We start from the raw sequence: 21,435 nt of genomic DNA on the forward strand, positions 1-21,435 counted from the left end.
CTTGGCGCTGGCGCGCGATTGGGCTAGCCCTTCGCCATGCAGAAAATCTCGCTTCTGGCCATCGGCCTAGCGGCGGGGATCGGCGCTTCCGCCCATGCCCGCCCCCTTACCATCACCGACGTCGCAACCCTGTCCCGCATCGGTAGCGCCGACGTGTCGCCCGACGGCCGCTGGCTCGTCTGGGACCAGCGCGAAACCGATCTGGCGGCCAACAAGGGGCGCACCGATCTCTGGCGGCTCGATCTGAGCCGCAAGGGCGCACTTCCCGAGAAGCTGGCCGCTGATCCCGCGAAGAACGAAAGCGGCCCGGCCTTCGCACCCGACGGCCAGTGGGTGTTCTTCACCGCCGACAAGGACGGCAAGAATGCGATCTGGCGCGTGTCCGTGGGTGGCGGCACGCCAGAGCTGGTCGCCGATCAGGACGTCGGCGGCTTCAGGATCGCCCCGACCGGCGACAAGCTGCTGGTCTGGGCCGACCGTCCGGTCGGCGCCCGTTCGCTGGCCGACACCAAGCCCGAGGCCAAGGGCGGCAGCGGCCGGACCTATGATGATTATTTCGTGCGCCACTGGGACAGCTGGGCCGATGGCCAGCGCTCGCAGCTGTTCGTCCTGCCGCTGTCGGCGGGCAAGGCTAGCGGCAACGGCGTCCCGCTGGTCGGGGCGCTCGTCGGAGATGCGCCGTCCAAACCCTATGGCGACGGCAGCGAGGTCAGCTGGAGCAAGGATGGCAAGACCGTCTATTTCACCCTGCGCGAGGCCGGGCGGACCGAGCCGCTGTCGACCAATCTCGACATCTTCGCGGTGCCCGCCGACGGATCGGCAGCCCCGGTCAACCTGACCGCCGCGAACAAGGCCACCGACAGCAAGCCCAGCGTCTCGCCCGATGGCAAGTGGCTCGCTTATGTCGCGATGAAGCGCCCGACCTACGAAGCCGACCGGCTGGTGGTGCATCTGCGCAACCTCGCGACCGGGGAAACCCGCGTGCTGACCGAAGGCTGGGACCGCTCGGCCGACAGCCTGTCATGGTCGAAGGACGGCAAGACGCTCTACGTCACCGCCGAAGACACCGGCACCGGCGCGATCTTCGCGATCGATGTCGCCAGGGGCAAGGTGACGCGCCTGACAGAGGGCGGTACGGCGGGCGGCGTCCTCGCGACGCCCAAGGGTTATGTCTATACATTAAACAGCCTGGTTGCGCCGTCCGACTTCTATGCGGTCAGCGGCAAGGGCAAGCCCGTCCGCCTGACGGTGGTGAACCGCGAGCGGCTGACGGGGATCGACATGCCGACGGTCGAGCATGTCAGCTTCGCCGGCGCCAATGGCGACACCGTCTGGGCCTATGTGCTGAAGCCCGCCGGGCTCGCCGAAGGCGCGAAGGCGCCGATGGCTTTCCTGATCCATGGCGGGCCGCAGGGTTCCTTCGGCGACGGCTGGTCCTATCGCTGGAACCCGGCGGTCTTCACCGGCGCCGGCTATGGCGCGGTGATGGTCGATTTCCACGGATCGACCGGCTACGGTCAGGGCTTCACCGACGCGATCAACCGGGATTGGGGCGGCAAGCCGCTGCAGGACCTGAAGCTGGGTTTTGCCGCCGTCACGCAGCGCTTCTCCTGGCTCGACGGCAGCCGCGCCTGTGCGGCGGGCGGTTCCTATGGCGGCTACATGACCAACTGGATCGCCGGCAACTGGCCAGACGGCTTCAAATGCCTCGTCACCCATGCCGGCGTCTTCGATGCGCGTGCCATGTCTTACGAGACCGAGGAGCTGTGGTTCGACGAGTGGGAGCATGGCGGCCCCTATTTCGAGGTGCCCGGAAATTACGAGAAGTGGAACCCGGTCAACCATGTGACGGCGTGGAAGACGCCGATGCTGATCCTGCATGGCGAGAAGGATTTCCGCATTCCCTATACCCAGGGCATCGCCGCCTTCACCGCCGCCCGGCGTCGCGACGTCGAGGCGCGGCTGGTGGTCTATCCGGACGAGAACCACTGGATCCTCAAGCCGAAGAACAGCATCCAATGGTATGACGAGGTGCTCGGTTGGATGAACAAGCACACCAAGGCCAACTGATCGCAACGGACAGTCGGCAGATTAGGGTGGCGCAGGGGCGGTTCTCCCCGCTAAAGCCTGCGCCACCATGACGATAGACAAGACGTTCGATCCCGCCGCCATCGAGGCCCGCTGGTACACCCATTGGGAAGACAAGGGACTGTTCCGCCCGGAGCGTCCCGATGCCGAGCCTTTCACGATCGTGATCCCGCCGCCCAACGTGACGGGCAGCCTTCACATCGGCCATGCGCTCGACGACACGCTGCAGGACGTCCTCGTCCGCCATGCGCGGCTCAAGGGCAAGGATGCGCTGTGGGTGGTCGGCACCGACCATGCCGGCATTGCCACGCAGATGGTGGTCGAGCGGCAGCTCAACGCCAAGGGGCAGAAGCGGACCGATTTCGACCGCGACGCCTTCATCGCCAAGGTGTGGGAGTGGAAGGAAGAGAGCGGCGGCACGATCACCCGCCAGCTCCGCCGCCTCGGCGCGTCGTGCGACTGGGCCAATGAGCGCTTCACCATGGACGAGGGCTTCTCGCGCGCCGTCCTCAAGGTGTTCGTCGACCTCTACAACCAGAAGCTGCTCTACCGCGACAAGCGGTTGGTGAACTGGGACCCCGGCCTGAAGACCGCGATCTCGGACCTCGAGGTCGAGACCAAGGAGGTGCAGGGCCATTTCTGGCACTTCTCCTATCCGCTCGCTGACGGCAGCGGGACGATCTCGGTCGCGACGACGCGGCCCGAAACGATGCTCGCCGACATGGCGGTCGCGGTCAATCCGGAGGATGAACGCTACAAGGCGCTGATCGGCAAGCAGGTGCGCCTGCCGATCACCGGTCGATTGATCCCGATCGTGGCCGACGAGCATGCGGATCCCGAGCTGGGCTCGGGCGCGGTGAAGATCACGCCAGGCCATGACTTCAACGATTTCGAGGTGGGCAAGCGCGCCGGATTCAAGCCGGGCGAGATGCTCAACATGCTCGATGCCGACGCGCGCGTCGTGCAGACCAGCGATGGCCTGATCCCCGCCGACTATCTCGGCCTCGACCGCTTCGAGGCGCGCAAGATCGTCGTCGCGGCGATCGAGGCGGCGGGCCTGCTCGAGAAGATCGAGGACCGTGTGATCCAGACGCCGAAGGGCGATCGATCTGGCGCGGTGATCGAGCCCTGGCTGACCGACCAATGGTATGTCGATGCCGAGACGCTGGCGAAGCCCGCGATCGAGGCGGTGCGCTCTGGCGCTATCAGGATCGTGCCGGAAAGCTGGTCGAAGACCTATTTCAACTGGCTCGAGAACATCCAGCCCTGGTGCGTGTCGCGCCAGCTCTGGTGGGGGCACCAGATCCCGGCATGGTATGACGAGGACGGCAATGTCTTCGTCGCGGAGACCGAGGAGGAGGCCAAGGCACTGGCCGGCGGCAGGACGCTGACCCGCGATCCCGACGTCCTCGACACTTGGTTCTCGTCCGCGCTGTGGCCGTTCGGCACGCTGGGCTGGCCCGACGAGGTGATGGGCAACCCCTCCCCTTCAGGGGAGGGGGAGGGGTGGGGCCTGCGGGCCTCGCCAAGCCCATCGTCTGAAGGAGGAGAGGCCCCACCCCAAACCCCTCCCCTGAAGGAGAGGGGCTTATTGGCTCGCCACTACCCCAATGACGTGCTGATCTCCGGCTTCGACATCCTGTTCTTCTGGGATGCGCGCATGATCATGCAGGGCCTGCATTTCATGGGCGAGGTGCCGTTCAAGACGCTCTATCTGCACGGCCTCGTTCGCGCCGCCGATGGCTCGAAGATGTCGAAGTCGAAGGGCAACACGGTCGACCCGCTCGGCCTGATCGACAGATATGGCGCCGATGCGCTGCGCTTCACGCTGACCGCGATGGAAAGCCAGGGCCGCGACATCAAGCTCGATGAGAAGCGGGTCGAGGGTTATCGCAACTTTGCGACCAAGTTGTGGAACGCCGCGCGCTTCGCGCAGGGCAACGGCATCGGCGCCTCGACGTCGGTCGAGGCCCCCGCCGCGCAGCTGGCGGTCAACCGCTGGATCGTCGCCGAGACGATGAAGACGGTGAAGGCGCTCGATCGCGCGATCGAGGATCTGCGCTACGACGAGGCAGCCAACAGCATCTACCATTTCGTCTGGGCCAGCTTCTGCGACTGGTATATCGAACTCAGCAAGCCGCTGCTCGGCGAAGATGCCGATCCGGCACAGGCGGCCGAGACGCGCGCCGTCGCGGGCTGGGTGCTCGACCAGATATTGGTGATGCTGCATCCGTTCATGCCGTTCATCACCGAGGAGCTGTGGCACGCGCTCGGCGAGCGGCCTTATGAACTGATCCTCGCCAAATGGCCGCTGTTCGACGAAAACGCGATCGATGCCGATGCGCAGGCCGAGATCGACTGGCTGATCCGGCTGGTCAGCGAGGTTCGCGCCGCGCGCAACGGTCTCAACGTCCCGCCGGGAACGCGGCTGCCGGCCTATAGCCGGGGCGCGAGCGAGCAGACGCTCGCCCGGCTGCGCGCCAATGCGACGGCGGTCGCGCGGCTTGCGCGCATCGACCCGGCCGAAGGCGAAGCGCCGGCTGGCGGCGCCGCGCAGGTGGTGGTCGACGAGGCCACCTTCGTGCTGCCGCTTGAGGGCGTGATCGACCTCGACGCCGAACGCGCCCGCCTCGCCAAGGCGATCGCCGCCGCAGAGAAGGAGCGCGACGGGCTCGCCAACCGGCTCAACAACCCGGCCTTCGTCGAAAAGGCCAAGCCCGAGGCGGTCGAGAAGGCGCGTGCCGATCATGCCGAAAAGAGCCTGGAGGCGGAACAGCTGAGCGCAGCGCTGGCTCGGCTTGGCTGATATGGCGCAACAGCAGCGGGACCTGACGCAGGGGCCGATCGGCAAGACCCTGCTGCTGTTCACCATCCCCACGCTGGCGGGCAATGTCCTCCAGTCGCTCAACGCCTCGATCAACACGATCTGGATCGGGCGTTTCCTCGGGGAGAAGGCGCTGGCGGCGACCGCCAACGCCACCAACATCATCTTCCTGATCTTCTCGGCGCTGTTCGGCTTCGCGATGGCGGCGATGATTCTGATCGGCCAGCATGTCGGGCGTCGCGATGTGGACGCCGCGCGGCGCGTGTTCGGCGCGGCGGCGGGGCTGCTGCTCGGCATTTCCTTCGTGATGGTCGCGGTCGGGGTCGGCTTCACCGATCGGCTGCTCCACCTGCTTGGTACCCCCGCAGATGCGGCGCCGCTCGCCTCGGCCTATCTCAAGATGATGCTGCTCGGCCTGCCGTTCAGCGCGCTCGTCGTCCTGCTGATGATGTCGCTGCGCGGGGTCGGTGATGCGATGACCCCGCTCTGGTTCATGATCGGCGGGACGATTATCGACGCGGGGCTCAATCCGCTGTTGATCATCGGTATCGGTCCCTTTCCCGCGCTGGGCATGGTCGGCTCGGCGATCGCGACGCTGATCGCCAATGCGGTGTCGCTCACGGGGATGATGGCGGTCGTCTACTGGCGCGACCTGCCGGTCCGGCTGCGCGGTGTCGAATTCCGTTATCTGCTGCCGCAGTGGACCCTGCTACGCCTGATCCTGTCGAAGGGCGTGATGATGGGGCTTCAGATGTTCGTCCTGACCGCGACGGGCCTCGTCATGATCGGCCTCGTCAACCATGCGGGCGTCATCGCCACGGCTGCTTATGGCGTGGCGGCGCAGCTGTGGAACTATGTCCAGATGCCGGCGCTGGCGGTCGGCTCGGCGGTCAGCGCGATGGCCGCACAGAATATCGGAGCTGGCCGCTGGGACCGGGTCGGCGCAATCACGCGCAGCGGGCTGCTCTACAATTTCCTGCTGACCGGCGTGCTGGTCCTTCTGCTGACTTTGTTCGATCGGCCGGTGCTGGGGCTGTTCCTCGGCACCGACAGCCCCGCGATACCGATTGCGCGCGAAATCCAGCTGATCGCAGGGTGGAGCTTCCTCTTCTCGGGCATGACGATGGTCTTCTTCGCGACCGTGCGCGCCAATGGCGTGGTCTTGGCGCCGCTGCTGATCATGATCGTCGGGCTCGTGATCTGCCGCCTGGGCTTTGCGGTGCTGGCCAAGCCCTGGCTGGGCTTCGATGCGCTGTGGTGGGCCTTCCCGGCAAGCTCGCTGATCGTGGCGCTTCTGTCCTGGGCTTATTATGTGCGCGGCGGCTGGCGCAACCGTTCGCTCGCCGACGAGGCGCTGGCGGCGGAGCGCGTGCCAGCCTGACGGATCAGGCGAGCGCTGGGGTCCCCGCCGGGCGCCGTTGCCGGATCGCCAGCGTCGCGATGGCGCCGGCCGCCATCAGCAGGCCGGCGAGGATCAGGACATGGCGCGGATCGCCGGCGAGCAGCGGGCGGTAGATCAACGGCATTGTCAGGCTTTCGATCATCATCGGGATGACGATGAACATGTTGAGGATGCCCATGTAGATGCCCGTCCGGTTCGGCGGGATGCTGTCGGACAGGATGACATAGGTGTTGCCCATCATGCTAGCCCAGCCGATGCCGATGCCGATCATCGGCAGCAGCAGCAGTCCGTGGGGCGTATAGGGCAGGGCGACCATAGCGATGCCCGATGCGGCCAGCGCGGCCGCATGGACCGACCGCGCCCCGATGCTGCGGGCGAGCGGAATCATCGCGAAGGCGGCGAGGAAGGCGACGAAATTGTAGAAGCCGCCGATCTGGCCGTTGACGAGGACCGCCTGTCGGAAGCCGCTGCTCATCGGATCGGCGGTGTCGAACAGCGAGCGGGCGAGGGCGAAGGTGATGTACTGCCAGTAACAGAACATCGCATACCACTGGAACAGCATCGCGACCGCAAGTTGCCGCATGGGCGTGGGCATCTCGACGATCGCCGTCTTGAGGTCGCGCAGCGTGGTCCGCACGGACATCGGCTCGGCGCGCATTGCCGCGATCTCCTCTGGCGACAGCGGCAATTCGCGCACGCGGAACACCGACCAGAGGATCGTGGACAGCGACAGCACCGCACCGATGATGAAGGCGATCCGCGTGACGACGGGGATGCCGTTCGGATCGAGCGCATTCAGATCGAAGCCCCACCAGACCAGCAGCGAGGGCGAAAGATAAGAGAGGGTCTGGGCGAGCCCGGTAAAGGCGCTCTGCGTCAGAAAGCCGAAGGGGCGTTGCGCCTCGTCGAGCCGGTCGCTGACATAGGCGCGATAGGGCTCCATCGTTACGTTGTTGGCCGCATCAAGGATCCACAGCAGGCTCGCGGCCATCCAGAGTTCCCGGCTGTAGGGCATGGCGAAAAGGCAGAGACTGCAAAGCACCGCGCCGATCAGGAAATAGGGCGTGCGGCGGCCGAAGCGGGTGACGGTGCGGTCGCTCAGCGCGCCGATCACCGGCTGGACGAGCAGTCCGGTCATCGGGCCGGCGAGCCACAGCAGCGGCATCGATGCCTCGTCCGCGCCCAGATAGCTGTAGATCGGACCCATATTGCTCTGCTGGAGCCCGAAGCTGAATTGCAGCCCCAGGAAGCCGAGGTTCATCTGGATGATTCGCCCGAGGGACAGGCGCGGCTTGGTCGTCATGGAGGCGTGCATGCCCTTCCTCTCCATCCCGTTCGGGCCTCTTTTATATGGCCTGTCAGCAATTTGTAATCCCATCTGCAAACGATTGCAATTTGTTCTTGCAATCGTTTTCGGTTCTATGCATCCTGTGTTCAGGCCGAGCTCAGATCGGCGTGGGAGAGAGATAATGAGGCATTTTCGGGCAGTCCTGTTCAGCTCCGTCGCCCTGATCGCGGCGACCCCTCTGTCTGCGCAGACGCAAGCGGAGGCTCCGGCCGACGCCATCGTCTCAAGCGAGGAAATCGTCGTCACGGCAGTCGCGCGCAGTTCGAACCGGCTCAACACCAGCGTCACCGTCAGCTCGCTCGGTGAGGCCGAAATCGCGAAAGTCGCGCCGCGTTCGGTGGCGGAAATCTTCCGCAATCTGCCGGGCATCCGGTCCGAGTCCTCGGGCGGCGAAGGCAATGCGAATATCTCGGTGCGCGGCCTGCCGGTCGCCTCTGGCGGCTCCAAGTTCCTGCAGCTGCAGGAAGATGGCCTTCCGGTTCTCGAGTTCGGTGACATCACCTTCGGCAATGCCGACATCTTCATGCGGTCGGACTTCAACGTCGGCCGGGTCGAGTCGGTTCGCGGCGGTTCGGCCTCGACCTTCGCGTCGAACGCGCCGGGCGGCGTGATCAACCTGATCTCCAAGACCGGCGAGCAGGAAGGCGGCGCGGTCCAGGCGACTGCGGGTGTCGACTATCGCGACTGGCGCATGGACTTCGACTATGGCGGTCGCCTCAGCGACACCGTCCGTTTTCATGTCGGCGGCTTCTATCGCCAGGGCGAAGGTCCGCGCAAAGCCGGCTATGACGCGAACAAGGGCGGCCAGATCAAGTTCAACGTCACCAAGGAATTCGACAGCGGCTATATCCGCCTCTACGGCAAATATCTGAACGACCGCGCGATCGGCTATCTGCCCAATCCGGTGCTGGTGACCGGCACCAACGCCGATCCGAAATATCAGAATCTGCCGGGCTTCAGCATCAACGGCGATACGCTGCATTCGCGCTATTATCGCGACAATGTCACGCTGGACGGCAACAACAATCCGGTCACCCGCGACATCCGCGACGGTCAGCGTCCTCTGGTCAAGGCGGTCGGGCTCGAGGCGCAGTTCGATCTAGGCGGCGGCTGGAACGTCACCGAACGCTTCCGTTATTCGGACATCTCCGGCGGCTTCACCTCGCCCTTCCCGGCGTCGGTCGACACGGGTGCGGCGATCGCGGCTTCGCTGGGCGGTGCCGGTTCGACGCTGACCTATGCCAATGGCCCGCGCGCCGGCCAGGCCTTCTCGCCGAGCGCCTATCTGGCGCAGATCGTGTTGTTCGACGTCAAGCTCAACAGCCTCGACAACATCACCAACGACATCCGCCTGAGCCGCGACTTCGAGACCGGCTTCGGCAAGCTGACCTTCACCGGCGGCTTCTACAAGTCGCGCCAGACGATCGACACCGACTGGCTGTGGACGGCATCGCTGCTGGAGGTGACCGGCGGCGGCAATGCGGCGCTGGTGAACCTCACCAACGGCGCGGGCCAGGCGCTGACCCAGGGCGGGATCTTCGGCTATGGCGCGACCTTCTTCGGCAATTGCTGCCGCCGCAGCTACGACATCCGCTATGACACCAACGCCCCCTTCGCCTCGCTGAGCCTGGCGGCGGACAAGCTGACGCTCGACGGCAGCATCCGCTACGATTTCGGCAGCGCCAACGGATCGGTGGCCGGTGCGGATCTCGGCGGTGGCCGGGTCGGGGTGATCAGCCGCGACATGAACGGCAATGGCGTGATCTCGATCCCCGAGACCAAGGTCGGCGTCATCCCGCTCGGCAGCGCCGCGCCGGTCGACTATAACTACAACTACTTCTCTTACTCGCTGGGCGCCAATTACCGGTTGACCGGCAACCTCGCGCTGTTCGCCCGCTACAGCCGCGGTGCGCGCGCCAATGCCGATCGCCTGCTGTTCGGCCCGGCGGTCAACACGACCACCGGCAAGCTGACCGACAAGAGCGCTGCGGTCGATTATGTCCGCCAGCTCGAGGGTGGCGTGAAGTTCCGCGACGGCGGGCTGACGGTCAACGCCACGCTGTTCCACGCGCGCACCGAGGAGCAGAATTTCGAGGCGACGACGCAGACCTTCTTCAACCGTACCTATCGCGCGACCGGTCTCGAGCTCGAAGGCGGCTATCGGATGGGTGCGTTCAGCCTGACGGCGGGCGGCACCTATACCGTTGCGAAGATCGCCTCGGACGTGCTCAACCCGGCGGTGGTCGGCAACAAGCCGCGTCGGCAGGCGAAGTTCATCTATCAGCTGACCCCGCAATATGACGATGGCCGCTTCTCGGTCGGCGCCAATGTGGTCGGCACGTCGAGCAGCTATGCGCAGGACACCAACCAGTTGAAGCTCCCGGGCTTCACCCAGGTGAACCTGTTTGCGACGGTGCGCCCGATCGAGCGGGTGATGCTGTCGGTCAACGCCAACAACCTGTTCGACGTGAAGGGCTTCACCGAGGCGGAAGAGGGCGCGATCCCGGCGAACGGCATCGTCCGTGCGCGCTCGATCAACGGCCGGACCATCTCTGCCTCGATCCGCTACGAGCTCTAGGCGCCAGCGCCTGGACCCATGGCCCCGCCGTTCCCTCCTGTCTCGGCGGGGCCATGGCATTTTTCTTCAAGCCTATGATCCGGGAATGACTTCGATGGCCTGCCGCTGGACCGCCGACCATCTCGCCGCGCTCGACCCGCACGCCATGGCGGTTGCCCCCGTCATCGAGCGGCCGGCGCCGATCCTGCCCGATGTCGACCTCTGGGATTATTGGCCGATCCAGGAAGAGGATGGGCGTCAGGCGGACATCGCGGGCGGGCAGCTCTTCATCTTCCTGTCGGCGCCGCTCCAGCCCGATCCCGATGCGCGCCACGGTCATGCCCGGTTGCGCCTGCTGCACCGCAAGGACGGCGCCTGGCGCGATCTGGGGCTGCTCTTTCCCGACGACTTCTCGCCGGGCAGCCGCGAATGGTCGGGCTCGGCGGTGATCTCGCCCGACCATCGGACGGTCAGCCTTTACTACACCGTCGCCGGGCAACGCGGTGAGGAGCCGCTGAGCTTCGGTCAGCGGCTGTTCGAGACGCAGGCGACGCTGCGGATCGAAGGCGATGCGATCGGCTTTTCGACCTGGTCGCCGCCGCGCGAAATGGTGGTGCCCGATGGCGAGCATTATGTGCGCGACATGGAAGGCGGCGGCGGGATCGGCACGATCAAGGCCTTTCGCGACCCGTCTTTCTTCCGCGATCCGGCCGACGGGCGCGACTATGTCTTCTTCGCCGGATCCAACCCACAGGCCGCATCGAACTGGAACGGCAATGTCGGCGCGGCCCGCCGCGAGGCGGATGGCCGCTGGACGCTGCTGCCCCCGGTGATCGATGCCGAGGGAGTCAACAACGAGCTGGAACGCCCGCACGTCGTCGTTCACGCTGGCCGCTATTATCTCTTCTGGTCGACCCAGAAAAAGGTTTTCGCACCCGATATTCAGGCGGGACCGAACGGGATTTACGGGATGGTGGCGGACCGTCTGGCGGGGCCCTGGCGCCCGATCAACCGCAGCGGGCTCGTCTTCGCCAACCCGCCCGAGGCGCCGTTCCAGTCGTACAGCTGGTTCGTCCTGCCCGACCTGACCGTGCAGAGTTTCGCGGACATGGTCGGCCTGACCGAGCCGCCGGTTGACGCTGCCGAGGCCCGCGCGCATTTCGGTGGCATGCCGTCCCCTGAACTCACGCTGCGCCTGGAGGGCGACCGGGCCTTCGTCGCATGACCGACGAGGTCCTGATTGCGGGCGTCGAACTGGGCGGTACCAAGTGCATCGCCAGCCTGGCGCGCGGGCGGACCATCTTGCGGCAGGAGCGCTGGCCGACGGGCACGCCGGACACGCTGGGGCTGATCTCGACCGAACTGGCGCGCTGGATTGCGGAAGAGCCGATTGCCGCGATCGGGATTGCGAGCTTCGGCCCGCTGCTGCTCGATCCTGCGCATCCCCGCTTCGGTCATATGGGACGCACGCCCAAGCCCGGCTGGGCCGGCGTCGACATATTGGGGCATTTCCGGGAGCGGTTCGACCTGCCGATCGCCATCGACACCGACGTCAACGGCGCGGCGCTCGCCGAAGGGCGGTGGGGCGCTGCGCAGGGCTGCGCTGCGCATATCTACGCCACGGTCGGTACGGGGGTGGGGCTGGGCGTCGTCGTGGATGGCCGGCCGCTCCATGGCCGCATGCATCCCGAAGCGGGGCATATGCGAATCCGGCGGCAGGCGGGCGATGATTTCCCCGGTGGTTGCCCCAGCCATGGCGACTGTATCGAGGGCCTTGTCAGCGGTCCGGGCCTGATGGCGCGCGCCGGCCGGCCGCTGGCCGAGGTCGACGACGGCGATCTGCTGTGGCGGCGCGTTGCGATGGACCTGGGCGAGTGGGCGGCGATGCTGATCCTCGCCCTGTCGCCGCAGCGCTTCGTGATCGGCGGCGGCGTGCCCCAATTGCGGCCGGGCCTGCTGCCGATGATCCGTCGCCATGCCGGCTATCTGCTCAACGACTATCTCGACGATCTCGATGAGGCCGCGATGGCACGGCTGATCGTGGCACCGGGTCTCGGTAGCGACGCGGGACCGCTGGGGGCGGTGATGCTGGGCAGGGTGGCGCTGGCGCTCTGATCGGGGCCTTCAGCCCGGCTGGACGCACTCTACGGGGGCCATCACATTGATCACGCCCGGGGCGACGCGGGCGGTGAAAGGGGTCTTGGCCAACACCTCGCCGTCGATCGACACTTTGAGCGGTGGAACGGTCTCGACGCGCATCTCGTGCCCGCGATATTCGACAGTGGTGTCCTTGCGCGCGCGCAGGCGCAGCCAGCTGGTGAACCAGCTCCATCCCAGCTGGACAGGTGAACGACCCACCACCGCCTGAACCACGATCTCGCCGCTCTGCGGATCGGCGTCGTCAACCAGTTCGACGCCGCCATGATAGGGGCCGTTGGCGATCCGCACCTCCAGCGCATCGATCTCGTGGCGTTGACCATTCTGAGTGACGATCAGCCGGAAAGATCGGAATTTCATCGACTGCCAGGTCGCCCAGATCAGATAGCCGAGGCGGCCGAGGCTCTTCTTCAGGACCGGCGGGATCTGCCCCCCGATCTTGGTCGACAGACCGATCGCGGCGCAGTTGCAATAATAATCATCGTCGATCATGCCGAGGTCGATCCGGCGCGGCGCGCCCGAGGCGATGACCCCGATCGCGCCGCCCAGGTCGAGCGGGATGCACAGGGTCCGCGCGAAGCTGTTGGCGGTGCCGAGCGGGAGCACCGCAAAGACGGTGTCGGTTCCGACGATGGCGTCGACCACGCCGGACAGCGTGCCGTCACCCCCGCCGACGATCAGCATCGGCGGCCGTTTCGCCATGGCTTCGCGGACGTGGCGTTCGAGCGAGCCGGGCTCCTCCACCGCGACCGCGTCGATCAGGTCGATGCCCGCCGCCTTCAGCCCTGCGCAGGCCTGGGCGAACAGGTCTCTGCCCTGTCGCGACATCGCGTTGACGATCAGGATGGCGGAGCGGGGGGAGTGGGGCTGTGTCATGCGCAGCCACAACGCATCAGAATCGTTTCGGGCGCAATTCCGTCTCAAGCTTTTTTGCGGGTGAGGCGTCAGAGCTTGGCGATGCGCTCATTATATTTGATCGAGCGCGTCACGATCGACACCTGCACGTCGAGCACGCCCGGTACTCCTTCGAGCAGGTCGGAGGTGATCGCGCCGATCTCCTCCCGGCTGTCGAACAGGCCGACCGAGGCGCGGGTCACCTTGAACCGTTCGGCGATCTCCTGGTTCGAAATGCGGCCGTTCGCCTTGCGCAGGTCGACGATCTTTCGGTCCAGCGCATCGAAGGCGAAATCGGTGCTGTCCGCCATGGTAGCTCCCGCCCGAATCCTCTCTTCCATCGCCCAGCGTCCCGCAATGATGCCAAAGCGTAGAATGGAGATATGCGCATTGCGCATTGGTCGCGTATGAAAATCCATCGGAGGGATTTTGCGTAATGATCCGCCCAAAAGATGACGGCTATGGACCGCCATCAGGCCAGGATCCGCCAATCAGTGGATGGGCCCGCGCACAGTCGCGGTTACCCCGCGTCGGTCCCGCTTTCCGCCAATAGCTGGCAAGAAGCCGGAGAGGAGAGGGAGAGATTATGAAGACGCCCAAGAGCGTCCTGCGGCTGGGCGTCGCGGGATGGATCTTCTTCGCGGGAACGCCGGTGCAGGCGCAGCAAGCCCAAGCCCAAACGGAACCTCAGGCGGCCGACACGGACGTCAAGCTGGGCGACATCGTCGTCACCGCACGCCGCCGCGACGAGGCGCTGCAGAACGTGCTCATGGCCATCACCGCTTTGTCGGGCGAAACGCTGGCCGATCGCGGCATCCTGTCGACCGAGGCGCTTCGCCAGACGGCCCCGGCGCTGAACATCTTCCGGAACAACCGCAACGAGGCGGGCTTCTACATCCGCGGGCAGGGGCCCGGCATCATCGGCGTCTTCGCCAACAACATCACCGGCAACACGCTGTTCGTCGACGGCGGGTCGCACATCAACGGCGTCGCCTGGGCGCCCGAACCCGAACAGGTCGGCTGACGGCGCAAGGGGAGGGGATGATTTCTCCTCCCCGACGCCATCGGCTTTGCACTGTGCCGCGCCGGGTTTAAAGCTGCGTCATGACTCACCCATCCTTCCCCGCCCTTCGTCTCCGCCGTACCCGCCGCTACGGCTGGAGCCGCGCGATGTTCGCCGAGACCGTGCTGACCCCGGCCGACCTGATCTGGCCGGTGTTCATCGCCAATGGCGACGAGGTCGAGCCGATCGCCTCGCTGCCGGGCATTTCGCGCTGGCCGCTGTCCCAGATCGCGGCGAAGGCGAAGGAAGCGCGGGACGCCGGCATTCCGTGCCTCGCCTTGTTCCCCAACACCCCGCGCGAGAAGCGCAGCGACGACGGGCGCGAGGCGCTCAATCCCGACAATCTGATGTGCCGTGCGATCCGGACGATCAAGGATGCGGTGCCCGATATCGGCCTGCTGACCGATGTCGCGCTCGATCCCTATACCAGCCACGGCCATGACGGGCTGATCGACGCCGAGGGCTATGTCCTCAACGATCCGACCAAGGAGATCCTGGTCGGGCAGGCGCTGGTCCAGGCCGAAGCGGGCAGCGATATCGTCGCCCCGTCCGACATGATGGACGGCCGCATCGGCGCGGTTCGCGAGGCGCTGGAAGCCGGGGGCCATGTCGACGTCCAGATCATGGCCTATGCCGCCAAATATGCCTCGGCCTTTTACGGCCCCTTCCGCGACGCGGTCGACACGCGCGGCCTGCTGAAGGGCGACAAGAAGGGCTATCAGATGAACCCTGCCAATGCGCAGGAAGCGCTGCGCGAAGTGGCGCTGGACCTCGCCGAGGGTGCCGACAGCGTGATGGTCAAGCCGGGGCTGCCCTATCTCGACATCGTCCGGCTGGTGAAGGAGCGGTTCGAGGTTCCGGTGTTCGCCTATCAGGTGTCCGGCGAATATGCGATGATCGAGCATGCCGTCGCCGCCGGTGCGGCCGATCGCGACGCGATGGTGCTGGAGACGCTGATGGCGTTCAAGCGCGCCGGCGCCTCGGGCGTGCTCAGCTATCACGCGCTCCATGCCGCGCGCCTTATGGGCGCATGATCGAGACCGACAGGCTGATCCTGCGCGGCTGGCGCGATGCCGATGCCGCACCCTTCCTCGCCATGGGGCAGGATCCGGAGGTGATGGCCTATCTCGGCCCGCTGCAAACGGCAGAGGACGTCGCGGCGGGGATCGCGCGGCAGCGGGACTTGGCTGAAACGCTCGGCCATTGCTTCTGGGCGGTCGAGGAGCGGGGGAGCGGAGACTTCATCGGTTTCTGCGGGCTGAAGCCGGGGGCGGCGGGCACGCCGGTCGAGGGGCGAACCGAGATCGGCTGGCGGCTGGCGCGGGCCCATTGGGGCAAGGGCTATGCCCGCGAAGCAGCACAGGCGTCGCTCGACTGGGGCTGGGCCAATGGCATCGACAGCATCTGGGCGATCACCGTGCCGGCCAATGTCCGCTCCTGGGGCCTGATGGAGCGGCTGGGCATGACGCGCCGTCACGACCTCGACTTCGATCATCCGCTGCCCGGTCTCGAGGAGCGGTTGAAGGCCCATGTCACCTACAGCATCGAAAGACCGCAATGAACTACGACCACACCGTCCTGACCTATGAGGGCGCCACGCCCGAGATCGACGAGAGCGCCTTCCTGGCGCCCGGATCGCGCGTGATCGGCCATGTCCGGATCGGGGCTGAAGCCAGCCTCTGGTACAATGTCGTGGTGCGCGGCGACGGCAATATCATCCACATCGGCGCGCGGACCAACGTCCAGGACGGCAGCGTCATCCACATCTCGACCGGCACCCACCCGACCGTGATCGGCGAGGACGTGCTGATCGGCCATATGGCAACCGTCCATGGCTGCACGCTGCACGACCGCGCCTTCGTCGGCTTCGGCGCGCTGGTGATGGACGGCTGCGTGATCGAGTCCGACGCGATGCTGGCGGCGGGCGCGATGCTCACCCCCGGCAAGCGCATTCCCAGCGGCCAGCTGTGGAGCGGCCGACCTGCGCGCTACATGCGCGACCTGACCCCCGAGGAGATGGCGAACAACCAGAAAGGCGTTGCCGCCTATGTCGTCGAGGCGCGCAAGCATAAGCGGGCGCTGGCGGAAGCGGGGAATGGTGCTGGTTGACTTATTGTTCCTTATTTGTTCTTTTCATGTAGGGCATTCTGTGACAGCCGACTGATCTCGACATCGGGAGACAAGGCATGGGCACGCGGTACAAGGTTTACGACATTCCCAAAGGGTTCGTTTCGGCAGATCCCGGGCGCAATCGCTATATCCGGCGGCAGGGCAGTTCGCTTGAATTGCCGCCTCGTCTGCACCCCGCTTATGATCGGGACAGGTTCGATCCGAGCAACGCGATCGACAAGGAGGGTGTCGTGACCGATTTGGGGGTGATCGCCCTTGGAGCGCCGCTCGCGGGCGTACCGAGCAGCGCTATAGAGGGCATCGGCGGTGCAGCCCTAGTGGGCTTGGGAGGATGGAAAGAGCTACGCGAACTCGAGAGGAAGAAATGACCTCGAAGCTGAAGAAGCAGGGCTTGTTGTTGCTGGTGGTGACGATCCTCGCCATCGGTATCAAGCTCATCGAATCTCCAGGAGCGGCGGGCCATCAGCCTGTCCCGATCCTTGGCTGGATCGGTCTATGCTGGGCCATTTTTTTTCATTCCTGGTGGCGGGAGCGACGGCGGTCGAATTCGCAATAATCGCGCTCGGTTGCACTGATGCTCGATCGCGTCTCTGCACCACGGTGGCTCCAGAGGGGAAGCAACTGACAGGCTTCCGCTGTCGGTAGAGATATTGTCGCCGCTCTCGCCACCGTTGCCGCGATGCGGACAGGGGCCTATCTAGGCTCTCTGTCCGCATCGAGGTTTCGGTTCCATGTCCAGCTATGAAGATCGGTTGAAGGCGCTCCGTGAGGAGCTTGCGCGGCGCAGGCTCGATGGGTTCGTCGTGCCGCTGACCGACGAGCATATGAGCGAATATGTCGGCGCCTATGCGCGGCGGCTCGCCTGGCTCACCGGCTTTCAGGGTTCGGCGGGTTCGGCGGTGGTGCTGCCGGCAGAGGCGGCGATCTTCGTCGACGGGCGCTATACGCTGCAGGTGCGCGAGCAGGTCGACGGCCAGCATTGGAGCTATCAATCGGTGCCGCAGACGAGCACCGCGCAGTGGCTGGAGCAGCATGCCCCCGATGGCGGGCGCATCGGCTATGATGCCTGGCTGCACACCAGGGGCTGGGTCGAGGCCGCGCGCAAGGCGCTCGCGGGCAAGGGCGCCGAGCTGGTCGCGGTCGACACCAACCCGGTCGATGCGATCTGGCCCGACCGGCCCGCGCCTTCGGCGGCGCGGCTGGTGGTGCAGCCCGATGCGCTGACCGGCCGCTCCTCGGCCGCCAAGCGCGCGGACATCGCCGACTGGCTGGCGTCCAAGAAAGCGGACTCGGCGGTGCTATCGGCGCTCGATTCGATCGCCTGGGCGTTCAACATTCGCGGGCAGGATGTCGACAGGACGCCGGTCGCGCTCGCCTATGCGCTGGTCCATGCCGATGCGACCGCCGACCTGTTCGTGGCGCCCGACAAGCTCGACGAGACGGTGAAGGCGCATCTCGGCAATGGCGTGCGGCTGCACGACCGCGCGGCGTTCGAGCCGGCGCTGAAGGCGATGGCGGGCAAGACCGTCGCGGTCGATCCCGAGCGGGCGGTGGCGGCGATCTTCGCGGCGCTGTCCGGCGCAGGCGCGACGCTGATCGAGGAGCGCGATCCGGTCGTCCTGCCCAAGGCGGTCAAGAATGCGGTCGAGATCGCCGGCCACAAGGCGGCGCAGGCGCGCGATGGCGCGGCGCTCAGTCGTTTCCTCCACTGGCTGTCGGTCGAGGCCCCCAAGGGCGGGCTCGACGAGATCCAGGCGTCGGACAAGTTAAAGGCCTTTCGCGCCGAGACCGGCCTGCTCCGCGACCTGTCCTTCGACACCATCTCGGGCGCCGGGCCCAACGGCGCGGTCGTCCATTATCGCGCGAGTGACGAGACCAAGCGCATCCTTGAGCTCAATTCGCTCTATCTGGTGGATTCGGGCGGGCAATATCAGGACGGCACCACCGACGTGACCCGCACGGTCGCGATCGGGACGCCGACCGCCGAGATGCGCGATCGCTATACGCGCGTGCTGAAAGGGCATCTCGCCATCGCTCGCGCGGTCTTCCCGAGGGGGACGCGCGGCGGGCAGCTCGACATATTGGCGCGCCAGCATCTGTGGGCGGCCGGGCTCGATTATGCCCATGGCACCGGCCACGGCGTCGGCGCCTATCTGTCTGTGCATGAGGGGCCGCAGCGCATCGCCACCTTCGGCGGGGGCGACGAGCCACTGCAGCCGGGCATGATCCTGTCCAACGAGCCCGGCTATTACAAGACCGGCGAATATGGGATCCGGATCGAGAATCTGATTCTTGTCGAGGAGCGCGCGATCGCGGGCGGCGAGAAGGAGATGCTCGGCTTCGAGACGCTGACCTTCGCGCCCTATGAGCGCGCGCTGATCGACACGGATATGCTCGACGCGGGCGAGATCGCGTGGATCGATGCCTATCATGCGCAGGTGCGGGCGGTGGTCGGGCCCCAGCTGGAAGGCGATGCCGCTGACTGGCTGGCGGATGCTACAGCACCGCTGCTTGTATCGATGGGTAACGACGCTTAACACATGCCCGCCGAGCCGCGACTCAATGCTGCGGACGGCCGGATTGTGGGGTCCGGTTGCTTTGCAGGGGGTAGGGCTGAAGCGCTATATGGATCGGCGGTCGATCAGACTGTTGCGCTGTGCCGTGCTTCCGCTCGCCTGGCTTGCGCTGGGCGCGGCTTCGCCCTTGTGGACAGCACAGGACGTCAACCAGCGCCTGCTGGCCGCGCATAATGCAGAGCGCACGCGCCTGGGCATTCCGCCGCTCGTGTGGAGCGACAAGCTGGCGCGCCAATCGATGGAGTGGGCACAGCAACTGACGCTGATCGACGGTCTCGAGCACAGCGATACGGCCGACTATGCCGACCCGACCGATGGCGAAGAGGGCGAAAATCTCTGGCGCGGGACCAAGGGCTATTACACGCCCGAGCAGATGGTGAATCTGTGGGTCGACGAGCGCAAGATCTTCATCAACGGCCCGTTCCCGCGCAACAGCACCACCGGCCAGTGGCGCGACGTCGGCCATTACACCCAGCTGATCTGGCGCTCCACCACTCAGGTGGGTTGCGCGATTGCCAGCAATGAACAGGACGAGGTCCTGGTGTGCCGCTACCTCGAGGGCGGCAACGTCATCGGCGAAAAGCCCTACTGATCCTCGCCCGCAGCCGGCTCCCGCTCTGCCCGGGGCTGCTCGTTCTGCGCACGTGCCTGCGCCTTGCGGCGGCGCAGATTGTCGCGCAGCGCCTGCGCCAGCCGCCCGGCGCGCTCTTCGGCTGCGGACCGGGCGGGGGGAGTTTTGTCGTCGCTCATGGGGAGGATCGATAGCCGGATCGAAATAACAGGCAAGCCGCCTTGACGGACGCCTCCGCATTGTCCATAGGCCCGCCACACCGCAGGGACTTAGCTCCCCGGTCGCCCGCAATATGCTGGCAGTGCTGCCGTAGCTCAGTGGTAGAGCGCATCCTTGGTAAGGCTGAGGTCGTGAGTTCAATCCTCACCGGCAGCACCATTTTTCTCCGCATCGACGGTGCTTGCAGGCAGACAAGCGGCCTTGCCGATCGCGGGTCGTTCGTTTCCGATGTCGCCGTGGACACCCTTAGGTAGCTGCGGCGGATGGGGGCAAGACGGATCGCTGTTGCAGGGTGCGGGGTCGCTGGCCTTGCCACTGCGCTTTTGCTCTCCCGCGCGGGAGAGCAGGTCGAGCTGTTTGAGCGCTTCGACCGACCGCAGCCCGTAGGATCGGGGCTGATGATCCAGCCGACCGGCATGGTGGTGCTCGAGCGTCTGGGGCTTGCCGATCGCATATGCGAGCAGGGTGCGCGGATCGACCGTCTCTACGGTATGGCGGCGCACCGGGTGGTTCTCGACGTGTCCTATGCGGCGATGGCGCAGCCGGGGCTTTTCGGGGTGGGGGTTCATCGCGCCTGTCTGTTTGCCGACCTGCATGATGCCGTCGCCGCGCAGGGCATCCCCGTTCATGGCGGGGTCGCCATTACGGGATCGCAGATTCACCGTGACAAGCGTGTTCTCCTGTTCGAGGATGGCCGGACGAGCGACGGATATGATCTCATCGTCGATGGTCTGGGAAGCCGATCCACCCTGGCGCCTCCGAGCGGTTATGACCTGCCTTATGGTGCGCTCTGGGCAAGTCTGGACTGGCCCAATGTTTGCCACCTCGACGCCCATTGCCTGACACAGCGTTACCGGCGGTCCAGCAAAATGGCAGGCATCCTGCCCTTGGGCAGCGGTGGCGGAGGTCGGAATAAGGCCGCCTTCTTCTGGTCGCTCAAGCAGAGCGATCTTCCTGTCTGGCGAGAGGCGGGTGTGGATGCCTGGAAGGAGGAGGTTCGCAGGCTCTGGCCGGAATGCGAGCCGTTCCTCGGGCAGATCGACCGTGCCGATCAGCTGACCTTCGCCCGCTATGCGCACCGCACCGTGGCCGAGCCCAGGGCCGAACGGCTGGTCCACATCGGCGATTCCTGGCACTCGGCGAGCCCGCAACTGGGGCAGGGGGCCAATATGGCACTGCTCGACGCCTGGGCGCTGTCTGCGGCCCTCGCGCGGCACACCGATCTGGACGAAGCGCTTCAGGTCGCCGTCGCTTCGCGTCGCAGGCATGTCCGGCTGTACCAATGGCTCACATGGGCGTTCACACCGATCTATCAGTCGGACAGCCGGATGCTGCCCATCGTCCGGGATTGGATCATGGGGCCAATCTCGAAGCTATGGCCGATAGACCGGTCTCAAGCGATGCTGGTGAGCGGACTGTTTGGCAACCCTCTCGGCCCGCTCGGGCTGGAGGGCCCACGCCTTCGATCCGGGGCGTGACGAAGCGACCTTCGCCTCTGACGGGTCTTCGGGCGCTTCCCGGCTTCGCCCGCTCTGCCCGGTCGTCCATGCGCAGTTTGTCGTATTCCTTCGATGGGGGCCGCATGTGCTCAATCCGGCGCTATCCA

Annotated in this window: 19 protein-coding genes and 1 tRNA gene; 16 read left to right on the forward strand and 4 right to left on the reverse strand. The window is 65.9% G+C overall.

Features of this window, described 5'->3' with window-relative positions:
• The first annotated feature begins 36 nt into the window (after nt 1–36).
• From ACNI3R_RS15510 to ACNI3R_RS15520, 3 genes are all read left to right on the forward strand, one after another.
• The gene (locus ACNI3R_RS15510) at nt 37–2,070 is read left to right on the forward strand and encodes a S9 family peptidase (protein ID WP_426184934.1); all 2,034 of its coding nucleotides are present in this window, start codon (nt 37–39) and stop codon (nt 2,068–2,070) included.
• 67 nt (nt 2,071–2,137) lie between these two features.
• Complete coding sequence (locus ACNI3R_RS15515) at nt 2,138–4,894, forward strand: valine--tRNA ligase (protein WP_426184936.1); 2,757 nt, start codon at nt 2,138–2,140, stop codon at nt 4,892–4,894.
• Between the two features lies 1 nt (nt 4,895).
• Nucleotides 4,896–6,293: an MATE family efflux transporter gene (locus ACNI3R_RS15520; RefSeq protein WP_426184938.1), complete on the forward strand. Its 1,398-nt coding sequence runs from the start codon at nt 4,896–4,898 to the stop codon at nt 6,291–6,293.
• Between the two features lie 4 nt (nt 6,294–6,297).
• Here ACNI3R_RS15520 and ACNI3R_RS15525 read toward each other — a convergent pair whose 3' ends face one another.
• Entirely contained in the window at nt 6,298–7,629 is a 1,332-nt protein-coding gene (locus ACNI3R_RS15525; protein WP_426184940.1) for an MFS transporter, read from the reverse strand.
• Nucleotides 7,630–7,783: 154 nt separating this feature from the next.
• Between ACNI3R_RS15525 and ACNI3R_RS15530 the strand changes: the two genes are divergently transcribed.
• The 3 genes from ACNI3R_RS15530 to ACNI3R_RS15540 all read left to right on the forward strand — a co-directional run bounded on the left by ACNI3R_RS15530 (nt 7,784) and on the right by ACNI3R_RS15540 (nt 12,334).
• Nucleotides 7,784–10,240, forward strand: coding sequence for a TonB-dependent siderophore receptor (locus ACNI3R_RS15530; RefSeq protein WP_426184942.1), 2,457 nt, complete (start codon nt 7,784–7,786; stop codon nt 10,238–10,240).
• A gap of 85 nt (nt 10,241–10,325) precedes the next feature.
• Nucleotides 10,326–11,444 carry a glycoside hydrolase family 68 protein gene (locus ACNI3R_RS15535; RefSeq protein WP_426184944.1) on the forward strand — a complete coding sequence of 373 codons (1,119 nt, stop codon included), beginning with the start codon at nt 10,326–10,328 and terminating at the stop codon, nt 11,442–11,444.
• Complete coding sequence (locus ACNI3R_RS15540) at nt 11,441–12,334, forward strand: ROK family protein (protein ID WP_426184946.1); 894 nt, start codon at nt 11,441–11,443, stop codon at nt 12,332–12,334. Before ACNI3R_RS15535 ends, ACNI3R_RS15540 begins: the two co-directional genes overlap by 4 nt.
• 9 nt (nt 12,335–12,343) lie before the next feature.
• Here ACNI3R_RS15540 and ACNI3R_RS15545 read toward each other — a convergent pair whose 3' ends face one another.
• Entirely contained in the window at nt 12,344–13,252 is a 909-nt protein-coding gene (locus tag ACNI3R_RS15545) for a diacylglycerol/lipid kinase family protein (RefSeq protein WP_426184948.1), read from the reverse strand.
• Between the two features lie 68 nt (nt 13,253–13,320).
• Nucleotides 13,321–13,581, reverse strand: a complete 261-nt coding sequence (locus ACNI3R_RS15550) for an AsnC family protein (protein WP_426184950.1) — start codon at nt 13,579–13,581, stop codon at nt 13,321–13,323.
• Between the two features lie 275 nt (nt 13,582–13,856).
• Between ACNI3R_RS15550 and ACNI3R_RS15555 the strand changes: the two genes are divergently transcribed.
• From ACNI3R_RS15555 to ACNI3R_RS15590, 8 genes are all read left to right on the forward strand, one after another.
• The gene (locus tag ACNI3R_RS15555) at nt 13,857–14,294 is read left to right on the forward strand and encodes a hypothetical protein (RefSeq protein WP_426184952.1); all 438 of its coding nucleotides are present in this window, start codon (nt 13,857–13,859) and stop codon (nt 14,292–14,294) included.
• Nucleotides 14,295–14,374: 80 nt separating this feature from the next.
• Complete coding sequence (hemB, locus tag ACNI3R_RS15560; RefSeq protein WP_426184954.1) at nt 14,375–15,367, forward strand: porphobilinogen synthase; 993 nt, start codon at nt 14,375–14,377, stop codon at nt 15,365–15,367.
• On the forward strand, nt 15,364–15,894 hold the full coding sequence (locus ACNI3R_RS15565; protein ID WP_426184956.1) for a GNAT family N-acetyltransferase: 531 nt from the start codon (nt 15,364–15,366) through the stop codon (nt 15,892–15,894). The genes hemB and ACNI3R_RS15565 overlap by 4 nt, the downstream gene beginning before the upstream one ends.
• Nucleotides 15,891–16,442 (forward strand): gamma carbonic anhydrase family protein, encoded by a 552-nt coding sequence (locus tag ACNI3R_RS15570; protein ID WP_426184958.1) that lies wholly within the window; start codon nt 15,891–15,893, stop codon nt 16,440–16,442. Before ACNI3R_RS15565 ends, ACNI3R_RS15570 begins: the two co-directional genes overlap by 4 nt.
• A 77-nt stretch (nt 16,443–16,519) precedes the next feature.
• The gene (locus ACNI3R_RS15575; RefSeq protein ID WP_426184960.1) at nt 16,520–16,831 is read left to right on the forward strand and encodes a hypothetical protein; all 312 of its coding nucleotides are present in this window, start codon (nt 16,520–16,522) and stop codon (nt 16,829–16,831) included.
• Nucleotides 16,828–17,019, forward strand: coding sequence for a hypothetical protein (locus tag ACNI3R_RS15580; RefSeq protein ID WP_426184962.1), 192 nt, complete (start codon nt 16,828–16,830; stop codon nt 17,017–17,019). Before ACNI3R_RS15575 ends, ACNI3R_RS15580 begins: the two co-directional genes overlap by 4 nt.
• A 175-nt stretch (nt 17,020–17,194) precedes the next feature.
• Nucleotides 17,195–19,000: an aminopeptidase P family protein gene (locus tag ACNI3R_RS15585; RefSeq protein ID WP_426184964.1), complete on the forward strand. Its 1,806-nt coding sequence runs from the start codon at nt 17,195–17,197 to the stop codon at nt 18,998–19,000.
• Nucleotides 19,001–19,088: 88 nt separating this feature from the next.
• On the forward strand, nt 19,089–19,631 hold the full coding sequence (locus tag ACNI3R_RS15590) for a CAP domain-containing protein (RefSeq protein WP_426184966.1): 543 nt from the start codon (nt 19,089–19,091) through the stop codon (nt 19,629–19,631).
• Here ACNI3R_RS15590 and ACNI3R_RS15595 read toward each other — a convergent pair.
• A complete protein-coding gene (locus ACNI3R_RS15595; RefSeq protein ID WP_426184968.1) occupies nt 19,625–19,789 on the reverse strand; it encodes a hypothetical protein in 165 nt (54 codons plus the stop codon). The two genes, ACNI3R_RS15590 and ACNI3R_RS15595, sit on opposite strands and share 7 nt — an antisense overlap.
• Nucleotides 19,790–19,913: 124 nt before the next feature.
• Here ACNI3R_RS15595 and ACNI3R_RS15600 point away from each other — a divergent pair.
• A tRNA-Thr gene (locus tag ACNI3R_RS15600) sits at nt 19,914–19,988 on the forward strand.
• A 104-nt stretch (nt 19,989–20,092) separates the two neighbouring features.
• Nucleotides 20,093–21,307, forward strand: a complete 1,215-nt coding sequence (locus ACNI3R_RS15605) for an FAD-dependent oxidoreductase (RefSeq protein WP_426184970.1) — start codon at nt 20,093–20,095, stop codon at nt 21,305–21,307.
• The last annotated feature ends 128 nt before the right edge of the window (nt 21,308–21,435 follow it).

Origin of the sequence: Rhizorhabdus antheiae (assembly GCF_049889055.1) — a bacterium.
In the GTDB taxonomy this organism is placed as follows: Bacteria; Pseudomonadota; Alphaproteobacteria; order Sphingomonadales; family Sphingomonadaceae; genus Rhizorhabdus.